Source organism: Arenibaculum sp., assembly GCF_035998295.1.
Lineage (GTDB): Bacteria > Pseudomonadota > Alphaproteobacteria > Azospirillales > Azospirillaceae > DASYHS01.
In genome coordinates this window covers 22,928-40,829 of sequence record NZ_DASYHS010000279.1, presented here as the reverse complement: position 1 = coordinate 40,829, position 17,902 = coordinate 22,928, and the positions used below count along the sequence as shown (strand labels likewise).

General features: G+C 70.9%; 17 protein-coding genes. 11 read left to right on the top strand and 6 right to left on the bottom strand.

Translation table 11 applies throughout. The features are described 5' to 3' along the window. Positions 1-35 precede the first annotated feature (35 nt). From secD to VGO20_RS26125, 4 genes are all read left to right on the top strand, one after another. Positions 36-1,607, top strand: a complete 1,572-nt coding sequence (gene secD, locus VGO20_RS26140) for a protein translocase subunit SecD (protein ID WP_327505346.1) — start codon at positions 36-38, stop codon at positions 1,605-1,607. A gap of 73 nt (positions 1,608-1,680) precedes the next feature. Further along, the gene (gene secF, locus VGO20_RS26135; RefSeq protein WP_327505345.1) at positions 1,681-2,613 is read left to right on the top strand and encodes a protein translocase subunit SecF; all 933 of its coding nucleotides are present in this window, start codon (positions 1,681-1,683) and stop codon (positions 2,611-2,613) included. A 19-nt stretch (positions 2,614-2,632) separates the two neighbouring features. After that, on the top strand, positions 2,633-3,007 hold the full coding sequence (locus VGO20_RS26130) for an Mth938-like domain-containing protein (protein ID WP_327505344.1): 375 nt from the start codon (positions 2,633-2,635) through the stop codon (positions 3,005-3,007). Positions 3,008-3,029: 22 nt separating this feature from the next. After that, positions 3,030-3,422 carry a RidA family protein gene (locus tag VGO20_RS26125; RefSeq protein ID WP_327505343.1) on the top strand — a complete coding sequence of 131 codons (393 nt, stop codon included), beginning with the start codon at positions 3,030-3,032 and terminating at the stop codon, positions 3,420-3,422. A gap of 9 nt (positions 3,423-3,431) precedes the next feature. Here the strand turns inward: VGO20_RS26125 and hpnE are convergent, their stop codons facing one another. The 3 genes from hpnE to VGO20_RS26110 are packed head-to-tail and all read right to left on the bottom strand — an operon-like array spanning position 3,432 to position 6,443. Next, a complete protein-coding gene (gene hpnE, locus VGO20_RS26120; RefSeq protein ID WP_327505342.1) occupies positions 3,432-4,682 on the bottom strand; it encodes a hydroxysqualene dehydroxylase HpnE in 1,251 nt (416 codons plus the stop codon). A 31-nt stretch (positions 4,683-4,713) separates the two neighbouring features. Then, positions 4,714-5,574 carry a squalene/phytoene synthase family protein gene (locus VGO20_RS26115; RefSeq protein WP_327505341.1) on the bottom strand — a complete coding sequence of 287 codons (861 nt, stop codon included), beginning with the start codon at positions 5,572-5,574 and terminating at the stop codon, positions 4,714-4,716. Continuing rightward, positions 5,571-6,443 carry a squalene/phytoene synthase family protein gene (locus tag VGO20_RS26110; RefSeq protein ID WP_327505340.1) on the bottom strand — a complete coding sequence of 291 codons (873 nt, stop codon included), beginning with the start codon at positions 6,441-6,443 and terminating at the stop codon, positions 5,571-5,573. Before VGO20_RS26110 ends, VGO20_RS26115 begins: the two co-directional genes overlap by 4 nt. 138 nt (positions 6,444-6,581) lie before the next feature. On the opposite strand from VGO20_RS26110, the gene VGO20_RS26105 reads away from it, so the two are divergent. Continuing rightward, positions 6,582-7,433: a phytoene/squalene synthase family protein gene (locus VGO20_RS26105; RefSeq protein WP_327505339.1), complete on the top strand. Its 852-nt coding sequence runs from the start codon at positions 6,582-6,584 to the stop codon at positions 7,431-7,433. Between the two features lie 8 nt (positions 7,434-7,441). Here VGO20_RS26105 and trmFO read toward each other — a convergent pair whose 3' ends face one another. After that, entirely contained in the window at positions 7,442-8,797 is a 1,356-nt protein-coding gene (gene trmFO, locus VGO20_RS26100) for a methylenetetrahydrofolate--tRNA-(uracil(54)-C(5))-methyltransferase (FADH(2)-oxidizing) TrmFO (protein ID WP_327505338.1), read from the bottom strand. Between the two features lie 104 nt (positions 8,798-8,901). On the opposite strand from trmFO, the gene VGO20_RS26095 reads away from it, so the two are divergent. The 3 genes from VGO20_RS26095 (at position 8,902) to VGO20_RS26085 (ending at position 11,482) form a co-directional block, all read left to right on the top strand. Beyond that, a complete protein-coding gene (locus VGO20_RS26095) occupies positions 8,902-9,744 on the top strand; it encodes an AraC family transcriptional regulator (protein ID WP_327505337.1) in 843 nt (280 codons plus the stop codon). A gap of 121 nt (positions 9,745-9,865) precedes the next feature. Next, on the top strand, positions 9,866-10,483 hold the full coding sequence (locus VGO20_RS26090) for a LysE family translocator (protein ID WP_327505336.1): 618 nt from the start codon (positions 9,866-9,868) through the stop codon (positions 10,481-10,483). Positions 10,484-10,570: 87 nt separating this feature from the next. Further along, positions 10,571-11,482 (top strand): DMT family transporter, encoded by a 912-nt coding sequence (locus VGO20_RS26085; RefSeq protein WP_327505335.1) that lies wholly within the window; start codon positions 10,571-10,573, stop codon positions 11,480-11,482. Here VGO20_RS26085 and uvrA read toward each other — a convergent pair. Beyond that, the gene (uvrA, locus tag VGO20_RS26080) at positions 11,443-14,295 is read right to left on the bottom strand and encodes an excinuclease ABC subunit UvrA (RefSeq protein WP_327505334.1); all 2,853 of its coding nucleotides are present in this window, start codon (positions 14,293-14,295) and stop codon (positions 11,443-11,445) included. The two genes, VGO20_RS26085 and uvrA, sit on opposite strands and share 40 nt — an antisense overlap. 230 nt (positions 14,296-14,525) lie before the next feature. Here uvrA and ssb point away from each other — a divergent pair, with 230 nt between their 5' ends. Both ssb and VGO20_RS26070 read left to right on the top strand, forming a co-directional pair. Then, positions 14,526-15,050, top strand: coding sequence for a single-stranded DNA-binding protein (gene ssb, locus VGO20_RS26075; RefSeq protein ID WP_327505333.1), 525 nt, complete (start codon positions 14,526-14,528; stop codon positions 15,048-15,050). Positions 15,051-15,152: 102 nt separating this feature from the next. After that, the gene (locus VGO20_RS26070) at positions 15,153-15,764 is read left to right on the top strand and encodes a class I SAM-dependent methyltransferase (protein ID WP_327505332.1); all 612 of its coding nucleotides are present in this window, start codon (positions 15,153-15,155) and stop codon (positions 15,762-15,764) included. Positions 15,765-15,791: 27 nt separating this feature from the next. On the opposite strand, the gene VGO20_RS26065 is transcribed toward VGO20_RS26070, so the two are convergent. Next, on the bottom strand, positions 15,792-16,622 hold the full coding sequence (locus tag VGO20_RS26065) for a GNAT family N-acetyltransferase (RefSeq protein WP_327505331.1): 831 nt from the start codon (positions 16,620-16,622) through the stop codon (positions 15,792-15,794). A gap of 173 nt (positions 16,623-16,795) precedes the next feature. On the opposite strand from VGO20_RS26065, the gene VGO20_RS26060 reads away from it, so the two are divergent. Further along, complete coding sequence (locus tag VGO20_RS26060) at positions 16,796-17,887, top strand: ABC transporter ATP-binding protein (protein WP_327505330.1); 1,092 nt, start codon at positions 16,796-16,798, stop codon at positions 17,885-17,887. The last annotated feature ends 15 nt before the right edge of the window (positions 17,888-17,902 follow it).

Sequence of the window (17,902 nt, the reverse complement as noted above, 5' to 3'; positions counted from 1 at the left end):
CAGCATGTCTTCGTAAGGTCGGGTCGTCGCCGCTCATGGTCCATTTTGAACGCTGGAAGATCATTCTCGTCCTCGCGATCTGCGCGTTGGGCGTGCTGTACGCAGCTCCCAACCTGCTCGGCCGCGCCACGGTCGACCAGTGGGGCGAGGACCTGCCGGGCTGGCTGCCGACCAGGACCGTCAATCTCGGCCTGGACCTCCAGGGCGGATCGCATCTCCTGCTCGAGGTCGAAGTCCAGGAGGTGATCTCCGAGCGCCTGGAGGCGCTGCTCGACAGCGTCCGCGCCGAGCTCCGGCAGGTGCGCATCGGCTACACGGACCTCGCGGTCGCCGACGCCACCGTCAGCTTCCGCCTGCGCGACGCTGCCGACGCCGAGCGCGCGCAGGACATCCTGCGCGACCTCGATCCGGACGTCGTGGTCGAGACGTCGGGGGACGCGGTCGGCCTGCGCCTCAGCGAGGCGGCGATCGAACAGCGGACGGAGCAGGCCGTCCAGCAGTCGATCGAGATCGTGCGCCGGCGCATCGACGAGACCGGCACGCGCGAGCCGACGATCCAGCGCCAGGGGCGCGACCGCATCCTGGTCCAGCTTCCGGGCATCGACGACCCGGAACGGGTGAAGCGCCTGCTCGGCGAGACGGCCCGGCTCAGCTTCCGTTTCGTGGACGAGACGACCTCGGTCCAGGACGCGCTCGCCGGCCGCATCCCGCCGGGCTCGGAACTGCTGCCCTCCGCGGAGACGCCGGGCCAGCAATACGTCGTCCGCAAGCGGGTGATGGTCAGCGGCGACACGCTGGTGGACGCGCAGCCGACCTTCGCCGAAGGGCAGCCCGTCGTCAGCTTCCGCTTCGATTCCGTCGGCGGCCGGCGGTTCGCCGAGGCGACCCAGGAGAATGTCGGCCGCCTGTTCGCGATCGTGCTGGACGAGAAGGTCATCAGCGCGCCGGTGATCCGCCAGCCGATCCTGGGCGGAAGCGGCCAGATCGAGGGCAACTTCAGCGTCCAGGCGGCGCAGGACCTGGCGCTGCTGCTCAGGGCGGGCGCGCTTCCGGCGCCGCTGACCATCCTGGAGGAACGGACGGTCGGCCCCGGCCTCGGCCAGGATTCGATCGACGCCGGCAAGTTCGCGAGCATGCTCGGCCTCGTCCTCGTCATGATCTTCATGGTGATCACCTACGGCCTGTTCGGCCTGATGGCGAACGTCGCCCTGCTGTTCAACATCGCGCTGATCTTCTCCGCGCTGTCGATCCTGCAGGCGACGCTGACGCTGCCCGGCATCGCGGGCATCGTGCTCACGATCGGCATGGCGGTCGATGCGAACGTGCTGATCTTCGAGCGCATCCGCGAGGAGGTGCGGGCCGGCCGGACGGTGATCTCGGCGATCGACGCGGGCTACAGCCGCGCGCTGACGACGATCATCGATTCCAACGTGACCACGCTGATCGCGGCGCTGCTGCTGTTCATGCTCGGCTCCGGTCCGGTCCGCGGGTTCGCGGTGACGCTGGCGATCGGCATCATCACCTCCATGTTCACGGCGATCATGGTGACGCGCCTGATGGTCGTGGCCTGGCTGCGGCGGACGAAGCCGAAGACCGTTCCGATCTGACCCGAAGCGGTCGACAACACAGTCGGGCGGGGCCCCACGGGACCCGCCCCCGAGCATCTCCAGAGGACTTTCGATGCGCCCGCTGCGTCTAGTGCCAGATAACACCCGGATCGACTTCCTCCGGTACCGCATCCCGGCTTTCATCCTGTCGGCGCTGCTGATCGTGGCCTCGTTCGTGGTGGTGGCGGCCAACGGACTGAACTTCGGCATCGATTTCCGGGGCGGCATCCTGATCGAGATCCGGACCGAGCAGCCCGCCGACATCGCGCAGCTGCGCTCGACGCTCGGCGGGCTCGGCCTCGGCGAGGTCTCGCTGCAGGAGTTCGGGGAACCGACCGACGTCCTGATCCGCCTGCAGCAGCAGGAAGGCGGCGAGCCGGCGCAGCAGGCCGCGATCGAGAAGGTGCGGACCGCGCTCGGCGAGGACGTGAGCTACCGGCGCATCGAGCAGGTCGGCCCGCAGGTCGGCGCCGAGCTGATCGAGGCCGGGACCCTGGCGGTGCTGCTGGCGATGGCCGGCATCCTTCTCTACGTCTGGTTCCGCTTCGAGTGGCAGTTCGGCCTAGCGGCGCTGGCGGCGCTGGCGCACGACGTCATCACGACGATCGGCCTGTTCTCGCTGACGCAGATGGAGTTCAGCCTGTCCTCCGTGGCGGCGGTGCTGACGATCGCCGGCTACTCGATCAACGACACGGTCGTGGTGTTCGACCGCGTGCGCGAGAACCTGCGCAAGTACAAGTCGAAGAGCCTGCCGCTGATCCTGAACGAGGCGATCAACGAGACGCTGGCGCGCACGGCGATGACCAGCGGCACCACGCTGCTGGCAGCGCTCGCCCTCACGATCTTCGGCGGCGAAGTCATCCGCGGGTTCAGCGTCGCGCTGGTCTGGGGGCTCGTCGTCGGCACCTATTCGTCGATCCTGGTCGCGGTCCCGCTGCTGCTGTACTTCAATCTCAGGCGCGGCGAGCAGAAGAGCGGGGCCAAGACCGCGACCGAGACCTCCTGAACCAGCAAGGGAGAGCGGCATGGACGTCACGCCGATCATTCCCGCCGACCGCCAGTTCATCGAGAGCTACGGGGAAGGTGAGTTCCGCGTCAGCGGCACCGTCTACCAGGGTCCCGTCCTGGTCTTCCCGGACCACTCGCGGGCGTGGCCGGTCGCGTCCTTCGAGACGATGACGGTCGAGGCCTTCGCCCCGGTCATGTCGGCCGACCCGCCGGTCGAGCTGCTGCTGCTCGGCTCCGGGCAGAAGATGCAGCTCCTGCCCGGCGCGTTGCGGCGCGACCTGCGCAGCGCCGGCGTCGTGGTCGAAGTGATGGACACGGGCGCCGCCTGCCGCACCTACAACATACTGCTGGCCGAGGCGCGCCGGGTCGCTGCGGCCCTGCTGCCGATCTGAACCCGAAAGCAGGCGGTACCGCATGAACCGGACGCACAACCCCTCGGCCATCGCGCCGCCCTTCAACAACCGCTATTCCCACGCCGTCGAGACGGTCGAGGAAGCGCGGCATCTCTTCATTTCCGGCCAGATCGGCGTCAAGCCCGACGGATCGATCGATGCGGACGTCGAGGGCCAGTCGGAACAGATCATGGAGAACCTGCGGGAGATCCTGGCGTCGGCAGGCATGGGCTTCGCCGACCTCGTGAAGATCAACGCCTATCTCCTCAATGCCGAGGACATCCCGAAATTCGCGGCGATCCGGGCGCGGCACCTGGACGGGGGCCGGCCGGCCATGACGACCGTCGTCGTGACGGCGCTCGCCGCTCCGCAGTGGCTGATCGAGGTGGAGGCCGTCGCCGCAAAGCGCGGCTGACGCCGGCGATCAATCGAGACAGGCGGCGGCGCGCTCTCCCGACAGGATCGCGCCTTCGATCGTCGCCGGCAGGCCGGTGTCGGTCCAGTCGCCGGCGAGGAACAGATTCGACCACCGCGTCCGCGGCCCCGGACGCGACGCCAGTGTTTCCGGCGTCTGGAGGAAGGTCGCCCTCTTTTCCTTGACGACGCGGAACGCGGGCAGCGGATCCTCGGGCGTGCCGAGCGCCGCCGCGGCGTCCCGCCAGACGCGCGATGCCACCACGGGCGCGGGCTCGGCCGCGAGCGCGTCGGCCGCGCTCACGGTTGCCGACAGGACGTCGCCGCGGGCGAACAGCCACTCGGCCGTCCCGCCGATCAGCCCGAGGAGTGCCAGGCCCCCGGGCAGGCGCGGCGGCCGGTCGAGACGGAAATGCACGTTCACGATCGCGGGGCCTTCCGGGGGAACGACGAGCCCCGGCAGGAGCGAGGCCGCCGTGCCGGGCGGCACCGCGAGCACGACCGCGTCCTCCGGCCCGAGGCCGACGGTCCCGTCCGGCAGGTCCAGGCCCGCGGCCCGGTTCCCGGCGAAGGCGATCCCCCGGAGACGGCTGTGGAAGCGGACCTGCACGCCGGCCCGTTCCAGCCGGGCGAGCGCCGGGTCGATGAAGCATGGCCCGAGGCCGTCCCGGGCGATCATCGGCCGGCACGCCGCCTCACCCCTGAGCAGCGACCGCAGCAGCACGGTCCGCATCAGCCGGGCGGCGCCCCGATGCGCGTCGACGTTCAGCGCCGACACGGCGAGGGGCTTCCAGAGCCGGTCGAACAGGGGATCGCCGGCGTCCAGGCATTCGGCCACGCTCGCGCCCGCCGGCGCCGCCAGCAGCCGCACCGACGCCAGATGCGCGCGTGCGGACGAGCCGGGGACGCGGCGGCCGGCGGCGAAGACCCACCAGGGCAGGAGCCCGGCATTGGGGCGGACGGTCCAGCTCTCGCCCGTCCGCAGGTCCAGGAACGGGAACGCGGCCGGGCTCGTCTCGATCAGCCCGCCCCGCGTGCCGAGCATATCGAGGAAGGCCAGCGCCCTGGCATTGGCGCCGAGCAGGAGATGGTTGCCGTTGTCGATCAGGCAGCCGAGCACGGGGTCGTGGAACGACCGGCACCGCCCGCCCGCCTGGCCGGAGGCCTCGTGCAGCACCACCGTCCGGCCCGCATCGGCCAGGCGCATGGCGGCCGCCAGGCCGGCGAGCCCGGCGCCGAAGACGTGGGTCGTCCCAGTCATGCCGCCGTCATCACCCCGATCATCGCCCCGATCATCGCCCAGGCGGCTGCCCGGCGAGGCAACGCAGGGTGACGGCCGCCCGCTCGACCTTGCCCAGAAGCGTCGGCCGGCCGGTCTCCGCCCAGCCGCGCGCCCTCATGCGGTCGAGCAGGCGCCGGTACAGCACCATCATCGCGCGCGCCGACCACAGCCGCCGTTTCGGCCAGTGGCGCAGGAAATCGTCGGCCTCGAGGTAGCGCGCCTCCGCGTGCTCGGCGAGCCGTTCGCAAGCGGTCCCGAACCGCGCATGCCCGAGCACGGCGTCCGGCAGCGTGTCGGGGATGTCCGCCTGCAGCAGGTATTCCCGCGGGACGTACAGGCGGCCGATCGCGGCGTCGTCCCGCAGATCGCGCAGGATGTTCGTCGCCTGCAGCGCCTCCCCGAGGGCGAGCGCGAAGCCTTCGGTGTCCGGGTCGGCCCGGTCGAAGACGTGGATCGACAACAGGCCGACCGCACCAGCGACGCGCCGGCAGTAGGTCCGGAACACGTCGAGCGGCGGAGCCCGCATGTCCGACAGGTCCATCGCGACCCCGTCCACGACCGCTTCCAGCTCCGCGCGGGGAAGGCGGTAGCGCCGGATCGCCGCCTGCAGGCCGGTCTCGACCCGGCCCTGCGGCGGCATGCCAAGATAGAGGGCGCCGAGCCGGTCCCGCCACGCGGCCAGGCGGGCTTGCTTCTCGTCGGGATCGCCCGGGAGGTCGACGATGTCGTCGACCTCCCGGCAGAAGCGGTAGATCGCGAACATCGCGCCGCGCTGGGACGGCGGCAGCAGCAGCATGGGCCAGAAGAAGGTGCTGCCCGTCGTCGCCGGCGCCGTCTCGACCCGGTCCAGGGCTTCCGCCGGCACGCTCATCGCGCGGCGATGCCCAGGGCGATGCCCCGCATCACCGCACCGGCCTTCGCGTGCGCGGGCAGGCGGACATGCGCCGCCAGCGGGTCGCGCCGGCGCAGCCGGCGGGCGAGCGCCCGGGCCAGGCTCAGGATCACGGCCGCCTCCACCCTCAGCCCGCGGTGGGCGACAAGTCGGGGCAGCGGCGCCGCGCGGACGAGCAGGGCGTCGACCTGGTCCAGGGTGCGGTCGAGGACTGCCCGGAGCGGCGGGTTGGCACGGCGCTCGACGAGCGCTTCGGGGCTGATCCCCGCCTGGTCGAACCAGACCCGGGGGATGTAGCAGCGGCCGAGCTGGCACCAGTCGTCGCGCACGTCCTGGAGATGGTTGATGATCTGGAGTGCTGCGCACAGCGCGTCGCTGGCGGACGTGGCGCGCGGGCCTTCGCCGTGGAGCGCCAGCATGTAGCGGCCGACCGGCACCGCCGAGTAGCGGCAGTACAGCATCAGGTCGCCCCAGGTCCGGCAGGATTCGTTGCGGGCGTCCCGGCGGAAGGCATGGAGGAGGTGGCGGGCGTAGCTGTCGGCCAGCCCGCTTTCGCGCAGGCTCGCCCGCAGCACGACGGCGGCGTCGGCGTATCCCGGGCCGGGGCCGCCCTGCTGGAGCACGCCTTCGAGAACGTCGAGGTACTGGAGCTTGGTCTCGCGTTCGAGGTTCGGGTCGTCGGCGACGTCGTCGGCGAGGCGCACGAAATCGTAGAAGGCGGCCACGTGGCGGCGCAGCCGGCGGGGCAGGAGGCGCGAGGCGACCGGGAAGTTCTCCCCCGAGGCGTCCTTGCGCGCGCGTGGCTCGGTCGGGCCGAGGAGAGGCGGGATGGTATCGAACTCGGGCATGTCGTCCGCGGAAACCGCACCCCTCGTTTCGGACTGGCGGGTCGGGCGGCGAGGAGCGATATAACCTCGCGAGGCTATCGAGTATAGGCCATCCTCTCCCGTTTTCCCGTCCCACTTCGTGCAACGGCAAGAAATTTCATGGCTAACCCCGATGCTGCCCTGTCCTACTGCGGGCGGGAGGTGCGCCGGCACGACAACGACCGGTATCAGACCTGCCTCTTCGCGCCGGCCGACCGCCGCGAGGGGCTGTTCGCCCTGTACGCGTTCAATGTCGAGATCGCGAAGACCCGCGAGGTGGTGACGGAGCCGATCCTCGGCCAGATCCGCCTGCAATGGTGGCGCGAAGCCGTCGAGGAGCTGTTCGGCGGGACCGTGCGGCGGCACGAGGTCGTCCAGGGCCTCGCCGAAGCGGTTGCCGCGCACGGGCTGAGCCGGGCGTCGATCGAGCGCCTGATCGACGCCAGGGAAGCCGATCTCGACGACGAGCCGCCGGCCACGCTCGACTGCCTCGTCAGCTACGCCGAGGTGACCGGGGCGCCGCTGGCGCAGCTCGCGCTGGAGGTCCTCGGCGTGCGGGGGGAGGCGGCGATGGCGGCGGCCCGCCACGTCGGCATCGCATGGGCCCTGACCGGCCTGCTGCGGGCGGTTCCCTTCCACGCGCGGTCCCGGCGGCTCTACCTGCCGCGCGACCTGCTGGACCGGCACGACGTCGCGCCGGGCCGGCTGTTCGAGATGAAGGCGCCCGAAGGGCTGCGCGAGGTGGTCCGTGCCGTGGCGGCGACGGCGGCGGACCACCTGCGCGAGGCGAGGGCCCGGCGCCGGGACGTGCCGCGGGCGGCCCTGCCGGCGCTGCTGCCGGCGACGCTCGCCGACGTCTATCTGTCGGCGCTCGCCAAGGCCGGCCACGATCCCTACGACGCGCGGTTCCAGGTCGCCGATCCGCTCCGCCCGCTCCGCCTCGCCGGGCGCGCGCTGATCGGCCGGTACTGATCCTGCGCTCATTCGGCTGCGGCGCGTTCCCGTCCGAGCCAGGCGTCGAGCGCGCCCAGCGCGCGCCCGGTGTAGGCGCGCTTGCGCTCGCGCCCGCGGACGCGGTCGTCGACGGGCGGGAAAAGGCCGAAATTGACGTTCATGGGCTGGAAGGTGTCGGCGGCCGCCCCGCCGGTGATGTGGCCGAGCAGCGCGCCCAGGGCGGTTTCCGGCGGCGGCGGCCCGACCTCGTGGCCGAGGCGCTCGGCGGCGGCGAAGCGGCCGGCGAGAAGGCCGATCGCGGCACTCTCGACATAGCCCTCGACGCCGGTCACCTGGCCCGCGAAGCGCAGCCGCGGCATGGCCTTCAGCCGCAGCATGCCGTCCAGCAGCCGCGGGCTGTTGATGAAGGTGTTCCGGTGCAGCCCGCCGAGCCGGGCGAACTCCGCCTGCTCGAGCCCGGGTATCATCCGGAACACGCGGGCCTGCTCGGCGTATTTGAGCTTCGTCTGGAAACCCACGATGTTGTAGAGCGTGCCGAGCGCGTTGTCCTGGCGGAGCTGGACCACCGCGTAGGGCCGCCGGCCGGTATGCGGATCGGTCAGCCCCACCGGCTTCATCGGCCCGTAGCGGAGCGTGTCGGGGCCGCGCGCGGCCATCACCTCGATCGGCAGGCAGCCCTCGAAATAGGGCGTGTCCTTCTCCCAGTCCTTGAACTCGGTCTTGGCTCCGGTCAGCAGTTCGGCGATGAACGCCTCGTACAGCTCGCGGTCGAGCGCGCAGTTGATGTAGTCGGAGCCCGTTCCGCCGGGACCGGGCTTGTCGTAGCGCGACTGGAACCAGGCCTTCGACATGTCGATCGAATCGCGATGGACGATCGGGGCGATCGCGTCGAAGAAGGCGAGGCTGTCCTCGCCGGTCAGGGTCCGCACCGCCTCGGCCAGGGCGGGCGAGGTGAGGGGGCCGGTCGCGACGACGACGCTGTCCCAGTCCTCGGGCGGCAGGCCGTCCACCTCCCCGCGCACGACCGTGACGAGCGGATGGGCGGCCAGCGCGCCGGTCACGGCGTCGGCGAAGCCCTCCCGGTCGACGGCGAGCGCGCCGCCCGCCGGCACCTTGTTGGCGTCGCCCGCGCGCAGGATCAGCGACCCGCAGCGGCGCAGCTCCTCGTGCAGCAGGCCGACCGCGTTGTACTCGGCATCGTCGGAGCGGAAGGAGTTGGAGCACACGAGTTCGGCAAGGCGGTCCGTCTGGTGCGCGTCCGTGCCCCGGACGGGCCGCATCTCGTGCAGCACGACCGGCACTCCGGCCGAGACGATCTGCCAGGCCGCCTCGCTGCCGGCAAGCCCGCCGCCGATCACGTGAATGGGTGAAGGCGTGGCCATGGAACCCCCGTGTCCCTGCGTGTCAGCGCGCAGACATGGGCCGATCCGGCAGCGCGCGCAAGTATCATTTGCCCCCGGACCGCCAGCCGCTATCCTGGGCGGCGATGACGAGCGGCCAGTTCAGGATGCACCGGCGCAAGGTCGCCGGCGTGGAGGCGGTCGAGGCCGATACGCGCCACACCTTCGCGCGCCACACGCACGAGCAGTTCGGCATCGGCGTGATCCATCGCGGCGCGCAGAGGTCGCTCAGCGGCCGCGGCGAGGTCGAGGCGGGGCCGGGCGACACGATCACCGTCAATCCCGGCGAGGTCCATGACGGCGCGCCGATCGGCGACCGCGGCCGTTCCTGGCGGATGCTCTACTTCGACCCGGCGGTGGTCGCGGATGCGGTTCTGGACATCGGCGCCGGCGGGACGGCGGGCCGCGAGTTCTCCCGCCCCGTGATCCGGAGTGCCGCCCTCGCCGAACGGTTCGGGGAGCTGTTCTCCATCCTGACCGCGCAGGGGGACGAGCTTCGCCGCGAAGAGCTGTCGCTGTCGGTGCTGGCCGAAGCGATGCGCGAGCATGCCGGCGACGACCGGAAACGGCCGGTCCCCGCGGCGGTCGCCATCACCCGCACCCTGATCGACGACGACCCGGCGGCGCCGGTCACGCTCGCCGACCTGGCGCGGGAATGCGGGTTGAGCCGGTTCCAGGTGCTGCGGGCGTTCGCCAGGGCCACCGGGCTCACGCCCCATGCGTATCTCGTCCAACGCCGGATCGACGTCGCGCGGCGGCTGATCGCGCAGGGCACCCCGCTGGCGGAAGCCGCCGCCGCCAGCGGCTTCGCCGACCAGAGCCACATGACCCGCACCTTCGTCCGCAAATACGGCCTTTCGCCCGGCGCCTACGCTGGCGCGAGCATCTCCTCTCCCATGCACCGAGAGAGGAAGGGGCCCGCCGCGTAGCGGTGGGAAGGCGAGGGTTTGCCGGCAGCCGGCCCTCACCCTGCCGCACTTTCAGTGCGGGCCCCTCCCTCTCCCGTTGCACGGGAGAGGGAATATTCGCGTCGCCCCATCAGGAGATCCCATGGTCGACCCGAGCCTTTTCCTGGCGTTCGTCGCCGCCGTCACGGTCCTCATGCTGATACCGGGGCCGAACGTCGCCCTGATCGTCGCCAACAGCGTCGCCTACGGGCCGAAATACGGCCTTCTCACCGTCGCCGGCACCAGCTCGGCGATGGTGGTGCAGCTCGGCATCGCGGCCTTCGGGATGACGGAACTCCTGGGAACGCTCGGCGTCTGGTTCGAATGGCTGCGCTGGATCGGCGTCGCCTACCTGATCCATCTCGGCATCGCGCAGTGGCGCGCGCCGGCGGTCGACCTGACCAGGACCCGCCCGGAACCGAGATCGGCGCGCGCGATCTATCTGCGGGCCCTGCTGGTGTCGCTGACCAACCCCAAGACGCTCCTCTTCTACGGCGCCTTCTTTCCACAGTTCCTCGTCTTGGACGGGTCGGTCGGATCGCAGGTCGCCGTCCTGTCGGCGGCGTTCCTCGCGGTCGCGCTGCTGGTGGACGGCGCGTGGGCGCTGGTCGCCGGCCGCGCCCGGGGACTGCTGGCGGCGCGCGGCCGCCTGCGCAACGCGGTGTCCGGCGGGCTGCTGATCGGGGCCGCGGCGGCGCTCGCGCTGACGCGGAGCAAGTAAGCGCGGCCGCGGGCCTGCAATCCCGTTCAAGACCGGGCCCGGCCGATCGGCTTTCCTGCGGTTTTCCGCGGATGAGGAGGGCCAGCCGTGCCGAGGCAGGTTCAGGGATATCTCTATTTGTCGCTCGCGATGGTGCTGGTCGGGAGCACGGTGGTGGCGAGCAAGGTGATCGCATCGGGCCTGCCGCCCTTCACGGCGACGGCCCTGCGGTTCGCGATCGCGTTCCCGTTCTTCCTCGCCCTGATGCGCCTGACCGGGACGCCCTGGCCGAGGCCGGGGCGGGGGGATTGGGTGCTCCTGCTCCTCCAGGCCGGGGCCGGCAGCGTCGGCTACACGACCCTGCTGATTTCCGGGCTGAGCTTCACCTCCGCGGCGGACGCGGGCGTCATCATCGGGACCTTGCCCGTCGTCTCGGCGGCGTTCGCCATCCTCGTCCTCGGCGAACGGCCCCGCCGGTCCCTGCTCGCGGCGATCGCGCTCGCCGCCGCCGGGGTTCTGGCGATCACGTTGCGGCCGGGTGCCGGCGGCACGCAGTCGCTGATCGGAAACGCCCTGATCCTCGGCGCCGTCGCGTGCGAGAGCCTGTTCATCCTGCTCAACAAGCGCCTGCGGACGGCGATCGCCCCGCTCGCCCTGTCAGCCGTCATGACCGGCGCGGGACTGGCGGTCGCGGCGGTGCCGGCCGTCCTGGAGGCGCCCTGGACCACGGGCATGACCGCCGGGGCCGCATGGGCCGTGGTCTACTACGCCCTCGTCCCCACCGTCGGCGGCTTTGTCTTCTGGTATGCGGGCTCCGCGAGGGTCAGCGGCGCGGAGGCGTCCCTCTTCACCGCCCTGGCGCCCGTCTCGGCCGTGCTCCTCGCCGCCGTGCTCCTGGGCGAGGCGGTCGGCGCGAACCAGATGGTCGGGATCGGCTGCGTGCTCGTCGCCGTGCTGGGCATGGGCATGACGGCGCGCGATCAGGCGCGCCGGCGCCCGGCCGCACCCTCCCAGAGATAGGGGGCGAGGTAGCTGCCGGTGTAGCTGCGCGGTGCGCGCGCGACCTGCTCCGGCGTGCCTTCGGCCACGACCTCGCCGCCGCCGTCGCCGCCCTCGGGGCCCAGGTCGAGGATCCAGTCCGCGGTCTTGATCACTTCGAGGTTGTGCTCGATCACGACGACGGTGTTGCCCTGGTCGACGAGCGCGTGCAGCACCTCCAGCAGCCTGCGCACGTCCTCGAAATGCAGGCCCGTCGTCGGCTCATCGAGGATGTAGAGCGTGCGGCCGGTGGCCCGGCGCGACAGTTCCTTGGCGAGCTTGACGCGCTGGGCTTCGCCGCCCGACAGCGTGGTCGCCGCCTGGCCGACATGGATATAGCCGAGCCCGACGCGGTCGAGCATCGCCATCTTGTCCCGGATCGAGGGGACCGCCTTGAAGAAGGCGGCCCCTTCCTCGACCGTCATGTCAAGAACGTCCGCTATGCTCTTGTCCTTGTAGAGGATTTCGAGCGTCTCGCGGTTGTAGCGCTTGCCGTGGCAGACGTCGCAGGTGACGTAGACGTCGGGTAGGAAGTGCATCTCGATCTTGATGACGCCGTCGCCCTGGCACGCCTCGCAGCGCCCGCCCTTGACGTTGAAGGAGAAGCGGCCCGGCCCGTAGCCCCGGGCCTTGGCCTCGGGCAGCCCGGCGTACCAGTCGCGGATCGGCGTGAAGGCGCCGGTATATGTCGCGGGGTTGGAGCGCGGCGTGCGGCCGATCGGCGACTGGTCGATGTCGACGATCTTGTCCAGGAACTCGACCCCGTTGATCGCGTCGTGCGCCGCCGGGTGCTCGCGCGCGCCCATCAGGCGGCGCGCCAGCGCCTTGTACAGCGTCTCGATCACCAGGGTGGACTTGCCGCCGCCCGACACGCCGGTGACGCAGGTGAAGGTGCCGAGCGGGATGCGCGCGGTCACATTCTTGAGGTTGTTGGCCCGCGCGCCGACCACTTCCAGCGCCTGGCCGCGGTGGCCCGGACGGCGCGTTTCCGGCACGTCGATGCGGTGGTTGCCGACGAGGTACTGGCCGGTCAGGCTGGCGGGGTTGCCCATCACCTCCTGCGGCGTGCCGCGGGCGACGACGGTGCCGCCATGGGTCCCCGCGCCCGGCCCCATGTCGATGAGGTAGTCGGCGCTGCGGATCGCGTCCTCGTCGTGCTCGACCACGATGACGGTGTTGCCGAGGTCGCGCAGGCGCTTCAGCGTCTCCAGCAGGCGGTCGTTGTCGCGCTGGTGCAGGCCGATCGACGGCTCGTCGAGGACGTAGAGCACGCCCGTGAGGCCGGAGCCGATCTGCGAGGCGAGGCGGATGCGCTGGCTCTCACCGCCCGACAGGGTGCCGGACTTGCGCGACAGGGTCAGGTAGTCGAGGCCGACGTCGACCAGGAAGCCGAGCCGCTCGTTGATCTCCTTCAGGATGCGCTGGGCGATCTCCCGGTCCTTGGGCCGCAGATGCGCGTCGAGCTCGCCGAACCACTCGGCCGCCTGCCGGATCGACATCTCGGCGACCTCGCTGACGTTGCGCGCCCGCACCTTCACCGCCAGCGCCTCCGGCTTGAGGCGCGCGCCCTGGCACGCCTCGCACGGCATCGTGGACTGGTACTTGCCCAACTCCTCCTTGACCCAGGCGCTCTCGGTCTCGCGCCAGCGCCGGTCAAGGTTGGTGACGATCCCCTCGAACGGCTTCGATGTCTCATAGCTGCGCAGCCCGTCGTCGTAGCGCATGGTCACGGACGTGCCGCCGGAACCGAACAGGATCGCGTTGCGGACGGCCTCGTCGATGTCCTTCCACGCGGTCGTGGTGCTGACGCCGTAGTGGCGCGCCAGGCTGTCGAGGGTCTGCTGGTAGTACTGGCTGCTTGACCCGGCCCAGGGCGCGACCGCACCGTCGCGCAGGCTCAGCCGCTCGTCGGGGACGACCAGAAGCGGATCGAAATAGAGCTTCTCGCCCAGGCCGTCGCAGGCCGGGCAGGCGCCGAACGGGTTGTTGAACGAGAACAGGCGCGGCTCGACCTCGTCGATGGTGAAGCCGCTGACCGGGCAGGCGAACTTCGCCGAGAAGGTCGTCCGCTCCCCGCTGTCGGCATCGTCGGCGAAGAGCAGCCCCTCGCCCATGGCGAGCGCGGTCTCGATCGAATCGGCGAGCCGGTTGCCCAGCCCCTCGCGCACGACGATGCGGTCGACGACGACCTCGATGTCGTGCTTCAGCTTCTTGTTGAGGTTAGGGACCTCGTCGATCTCGTAGAGCTGGCCGTCGATGCGGACGCGCTGGAAGCCGCGCTTGCGCAGGTCCTGCAGCTCCTTGCGGTACTCGCCCTTGCGGCCGCGCACCACCGGGGCCAGGAGATAGAGGCGGGTGCCTTCCGGCATCTCCAGGATGCGGTCGACCATCTGGCTGACGGTCTGGCTCTCGATCGGCAGGCCGGTCGCGGGCGAATAGGGGATGCCGACCCGCGCCCACAGCAGGCGCATGTAGTCGTAGATCTCCGTCACCGTGCCGACGGTCGAGCGCGGGTTGCGCGAGGTCGTCTTCTGCTCGATCGAGATCGCCGGCGACAGCCCCTCGATCGAATCGACGTCCGGCTTCTGCATCAGCTCCAGGAACTGGCGCGCATAGGCCGACAGGCTCTCGACATAGCGGCGCTGCCCCTCGGCATAGATCGTGTCGAAGGCGAGGCTCGATTTCCCCGACCCGGACAGCCCGGTGATCACGACGAGGCTGTCGCGTGGCATTTCCACGTCGACACCCTTCAAATTGTGTTCCCGCGCGCCGCGGACGGTGATAAATTTGTTCATGGGATGTTCTTAGCGGAGTCCCTGAGCGAAAGCCAGTCACATATTGGCCTGTTCACCCCCGATTGCGACAGCCGTAACCGCGACCGGACGGCGCAGGGCAGGGTGGACGCAGAAGCGCATCGGCCGCCGTATCCCCGGCCGCGCACCATAGCGCGAGGCACCCCCTCGCGCTATGGTGCGGCGGACCGTGCGGCGCGCCGCAGGAGCGAGAGAAAGAAGGAAGCAAGGACATGGCAGGCGTCAACAAAGTGATCCTGGTGGGCAACCTGGGCAAGGACCCGGAGATCCGCAGCATGCAGAACGGCGGGCGGGTCGCCAGCTTCAGCCTGGCCACGTCCGAGACGTGGAAGGACCGCGCCACCGGCGAGCGCAAGGAGCGCACGGAGTGGCACCGGATCGCGGTGTTCAACGAGAACCTGGTCGGCGTGATCGAGCGCTTCGTGAAGAAGGGCAGCAAGATCTACGTCGAAGGCCAGCTCGAGACCCGCAAATGGACCGACCAGAGCGGCCAGGAGCGGTACACGACCGAAGTGGTGCTGCGCCCCTACCGCGGCGAGCTGACCCTGCTCGACAGCGCGTCGGGCGGCGGTGGTGGTGGTGGCGGCGGCTACGACCGCGGCCCGGACGAGGGCTATGGCGGTGGCGGGGGCGGCGGTGGCGGCTACGACCGCGGGCCGAGCGGCGGCGGTGGCGGCCGTTCCGGCGGCGGCGGCCGGGGCCCGAGCGAGGATTTGGACGACGAGATCCCGTTCTGACGCGGAACGCCATTTAACCGTAGTGAAACCCTAGCGTAACCGGCGCGCTCCGATTTCCGTGGTTCCTTCTTGCGACGTGCTCATCGCAATGGAACCAGGGACTTGATCAGCCTCACCTACGACCGGATCGCGCCGGTCTACGACATCCTGGACAAGGCCTACGAGGTCGGCTGGAAGCGGCGGCTGCGCCGGGACGTCTTCGCCGGCCTCCATGGCGACATCCTCGACGCGGGGGCGGGGACCGGCTGCAACATGCCGTTCTACCCGGCCGGCTCCCGCGTGGTCGCGCTCGACGCCAGCGCCGCGATGCTCCGCCGGGCGCGCCGCCGTGCCGACAGCCTCGGCCTGGACGTCGATGTCCGGGTCGGCGACCTCCTGGCGACCGGCTTCCCGGACGGCCATTTCGACCACGTTGTCGCAACCTTCGTGTTCTGCGTCCTGCCGGAGGAACTCCAGCTGCCCGCGCTGCGCGAGCTGGCCCGGATCTGCAAGCCCGGAGGGACGGTCCGCATCCTCGACTACTGCACGCCGAAGAGCGGCCCGGCCCGGCTGTGGACCCGGACGGTCGCGCCCTGGATCGGGTTCGTCTTCTCCGCCCGGCACGATGCCGGCTACGAGAGCTGCGTCGCCCCGGCCGGCCTCGACCTCGTCGAGAGCCGCCACGTGTTCGGCGACGTCGTGAAGCAGCTCACGGCCCGGCCGGTCCGGGCCTGAGCGCGCGCCTGACCGCAGACGGGCCGTTCAGGCGCCGCGGTGGAGGAAATGGGCGGCGTATTTCCGCGACACGCCGTCCATGGGGACGATCAGGCAGACATCCGTCGTATTGAAGGCGGTGTCCACCACCGCCCCGTCGCCGACGAAGCCGCCGACCCGCAGGTAGCCCTTGAGCAGCGGGGGCAGCGTCGCGGCGGCCGCGTGCGGCTCGAAGCCGGCGGCCGCCTGCTCGGCCGAGCCGAGGCCGGCCGGCAGGCGGTCCATCGCCACGTAGCGGCCGGGCAGGGCCCGGGCGCGCAGCGGCTCGGGCGCGAGGTGGTTGTGGTGCAGATAGGCCAGCGCGGGGGCCAGCGCCTCGACGTCGGTGCCGGGCAGGCTCGCGCAGCCGAACATCAGCGTCACCCCGTGCCGCAGCACGTAACCCGCGATGCCGCGCCACAGGAGCTGCATCGTCGCGCGGGTGCGGTGGGTCGGCGCGACGCAGGAGCGGCCCAGCTCCAGCAGTTCCCCGGGATTGGAGAGCAGCGGCGCCACGTCGAACTCGGTCGCGGTGTAGAAGCCGCCGTGCCGCTCCGCGACGGAGCGGCGCAGGAGCCGGTAGGTGCCGACCACCGCGGGGCCCGGCCGGCAGGCGTGGTCGAGGATGATCAGGTGGTCGCACACGGAATCGAACGCGTCCACGTCGCGGCCGGCCGCCCCCGCGGGCGACCCCGCGCCGAGCTCCTCGTAGAAGACGCGGTAGCGGAGCGCCTGGGCCGCCTCGATCTCGGCGGCCGAGGCGGCGAGCCGGACTTCCAGCCCTTGCGTTTCCCCCGGCGCCGCGGCGACTGTCGGCCTGCGCAAGTTCTCGAGTGCCATGATGGTCGTCCGTCGTTCCTGACACTCACAGGGTACCTCGATTCGGTGACGCAATCATGGAGATATCGCGAAAGACCCGTGACTCCCCGCATCCGCCACCGCCACCATGCCGCTTTACGCCCAACATCCGGTTCTTTAGGCTTTCCGTCAGGCAGGTGTCTCGAGGAGGGTGGATGTCGGGTTCCGACACGCTGGTGTCGTTCCGGGGTGTGCAGAAGACCTACGACGGCGAAACGCTCGTCGTGCGCAATCTCGACCTCGACATCCGCAGGGGCGAGTTCCTGACGCTTCTCGGCCCGTCGGGATCGGGCAAGACGACCTCGCTGATGATGCTCGCCGGCTTCGAGACGCCGACGCGGGGCGAGATCCTGCTCGACGGGCGGTCCCTGGCCAACGTGCCGCCGCACCGCCGCGACATCGGGGTCGTGTTCCAGAACTACGCGCTGTTCCCGCACATGACGGTCGAGGAGAACGTTGCCTTCCCGCTGTCGGTCCGGCGCGTGCCCAAGGCCGAGCAGCGGGAACGGGCGCACCGGGCGCTGTCCCTCGTGCGGCTGGAGGGTTTCGGCGGCCGGCGGCCGGGCCAGCTTTCGGGCGGGCAGCAGCAGCGCGTGGCGCTCGCCCGCGCCCTGGTCTTCGAGCCCAAGCTGGTGCTGATGGACGAGCCGCTCGGCGCGCTCGACAAGCAGCTGCGCGAGCACATGCAGATCGAGATCAAGCACATCCACGAATCCCTCGGCGTCACCGTCGCCTACGTCACCCACGACCAGTCCGAGGCGCTGACGATGTCGGACCGGATCGCGGTGTTCAACGACGGCGCGATCCAGCAGCTCGACACCCCCGCCGGGCTGTACGAGACGCCCTGCAACAGTTTCGTCGCGCGGTTCATCGGCGAGAACAACAGCCTCGCGGGTACGGTCGAGGCGGTCGACGGCGGGCAGTGCTCGGTCCGCCTCGCCGACGGCAGCCGGCTGCGCGCGCGCGCGGTCAACGTCGCCGGCCCCGGCAGCCCGACGTCCCTGTCGGTCCGCCCGGAGCGGGTCCACATCGAGGACGAGGCGCAGGGGCACGAGAACCGGCTGTCCGGAGAGGTGCAGGAGACGATCTATCACGGCGATCACCTGCGGGTCCGCATGGCGCTGGACGCCGGCAGCCCGTTCACGATCAAGATGCGATTTCGCACCGGACGCCCGGTGCCGAAGCCCGGCGAGCGGCTACCCGTCGCTTTCGCCGCAAGCGACTGTCTCGCCCTCGACCCGGCGTGAGCCGGGCCGAGGACG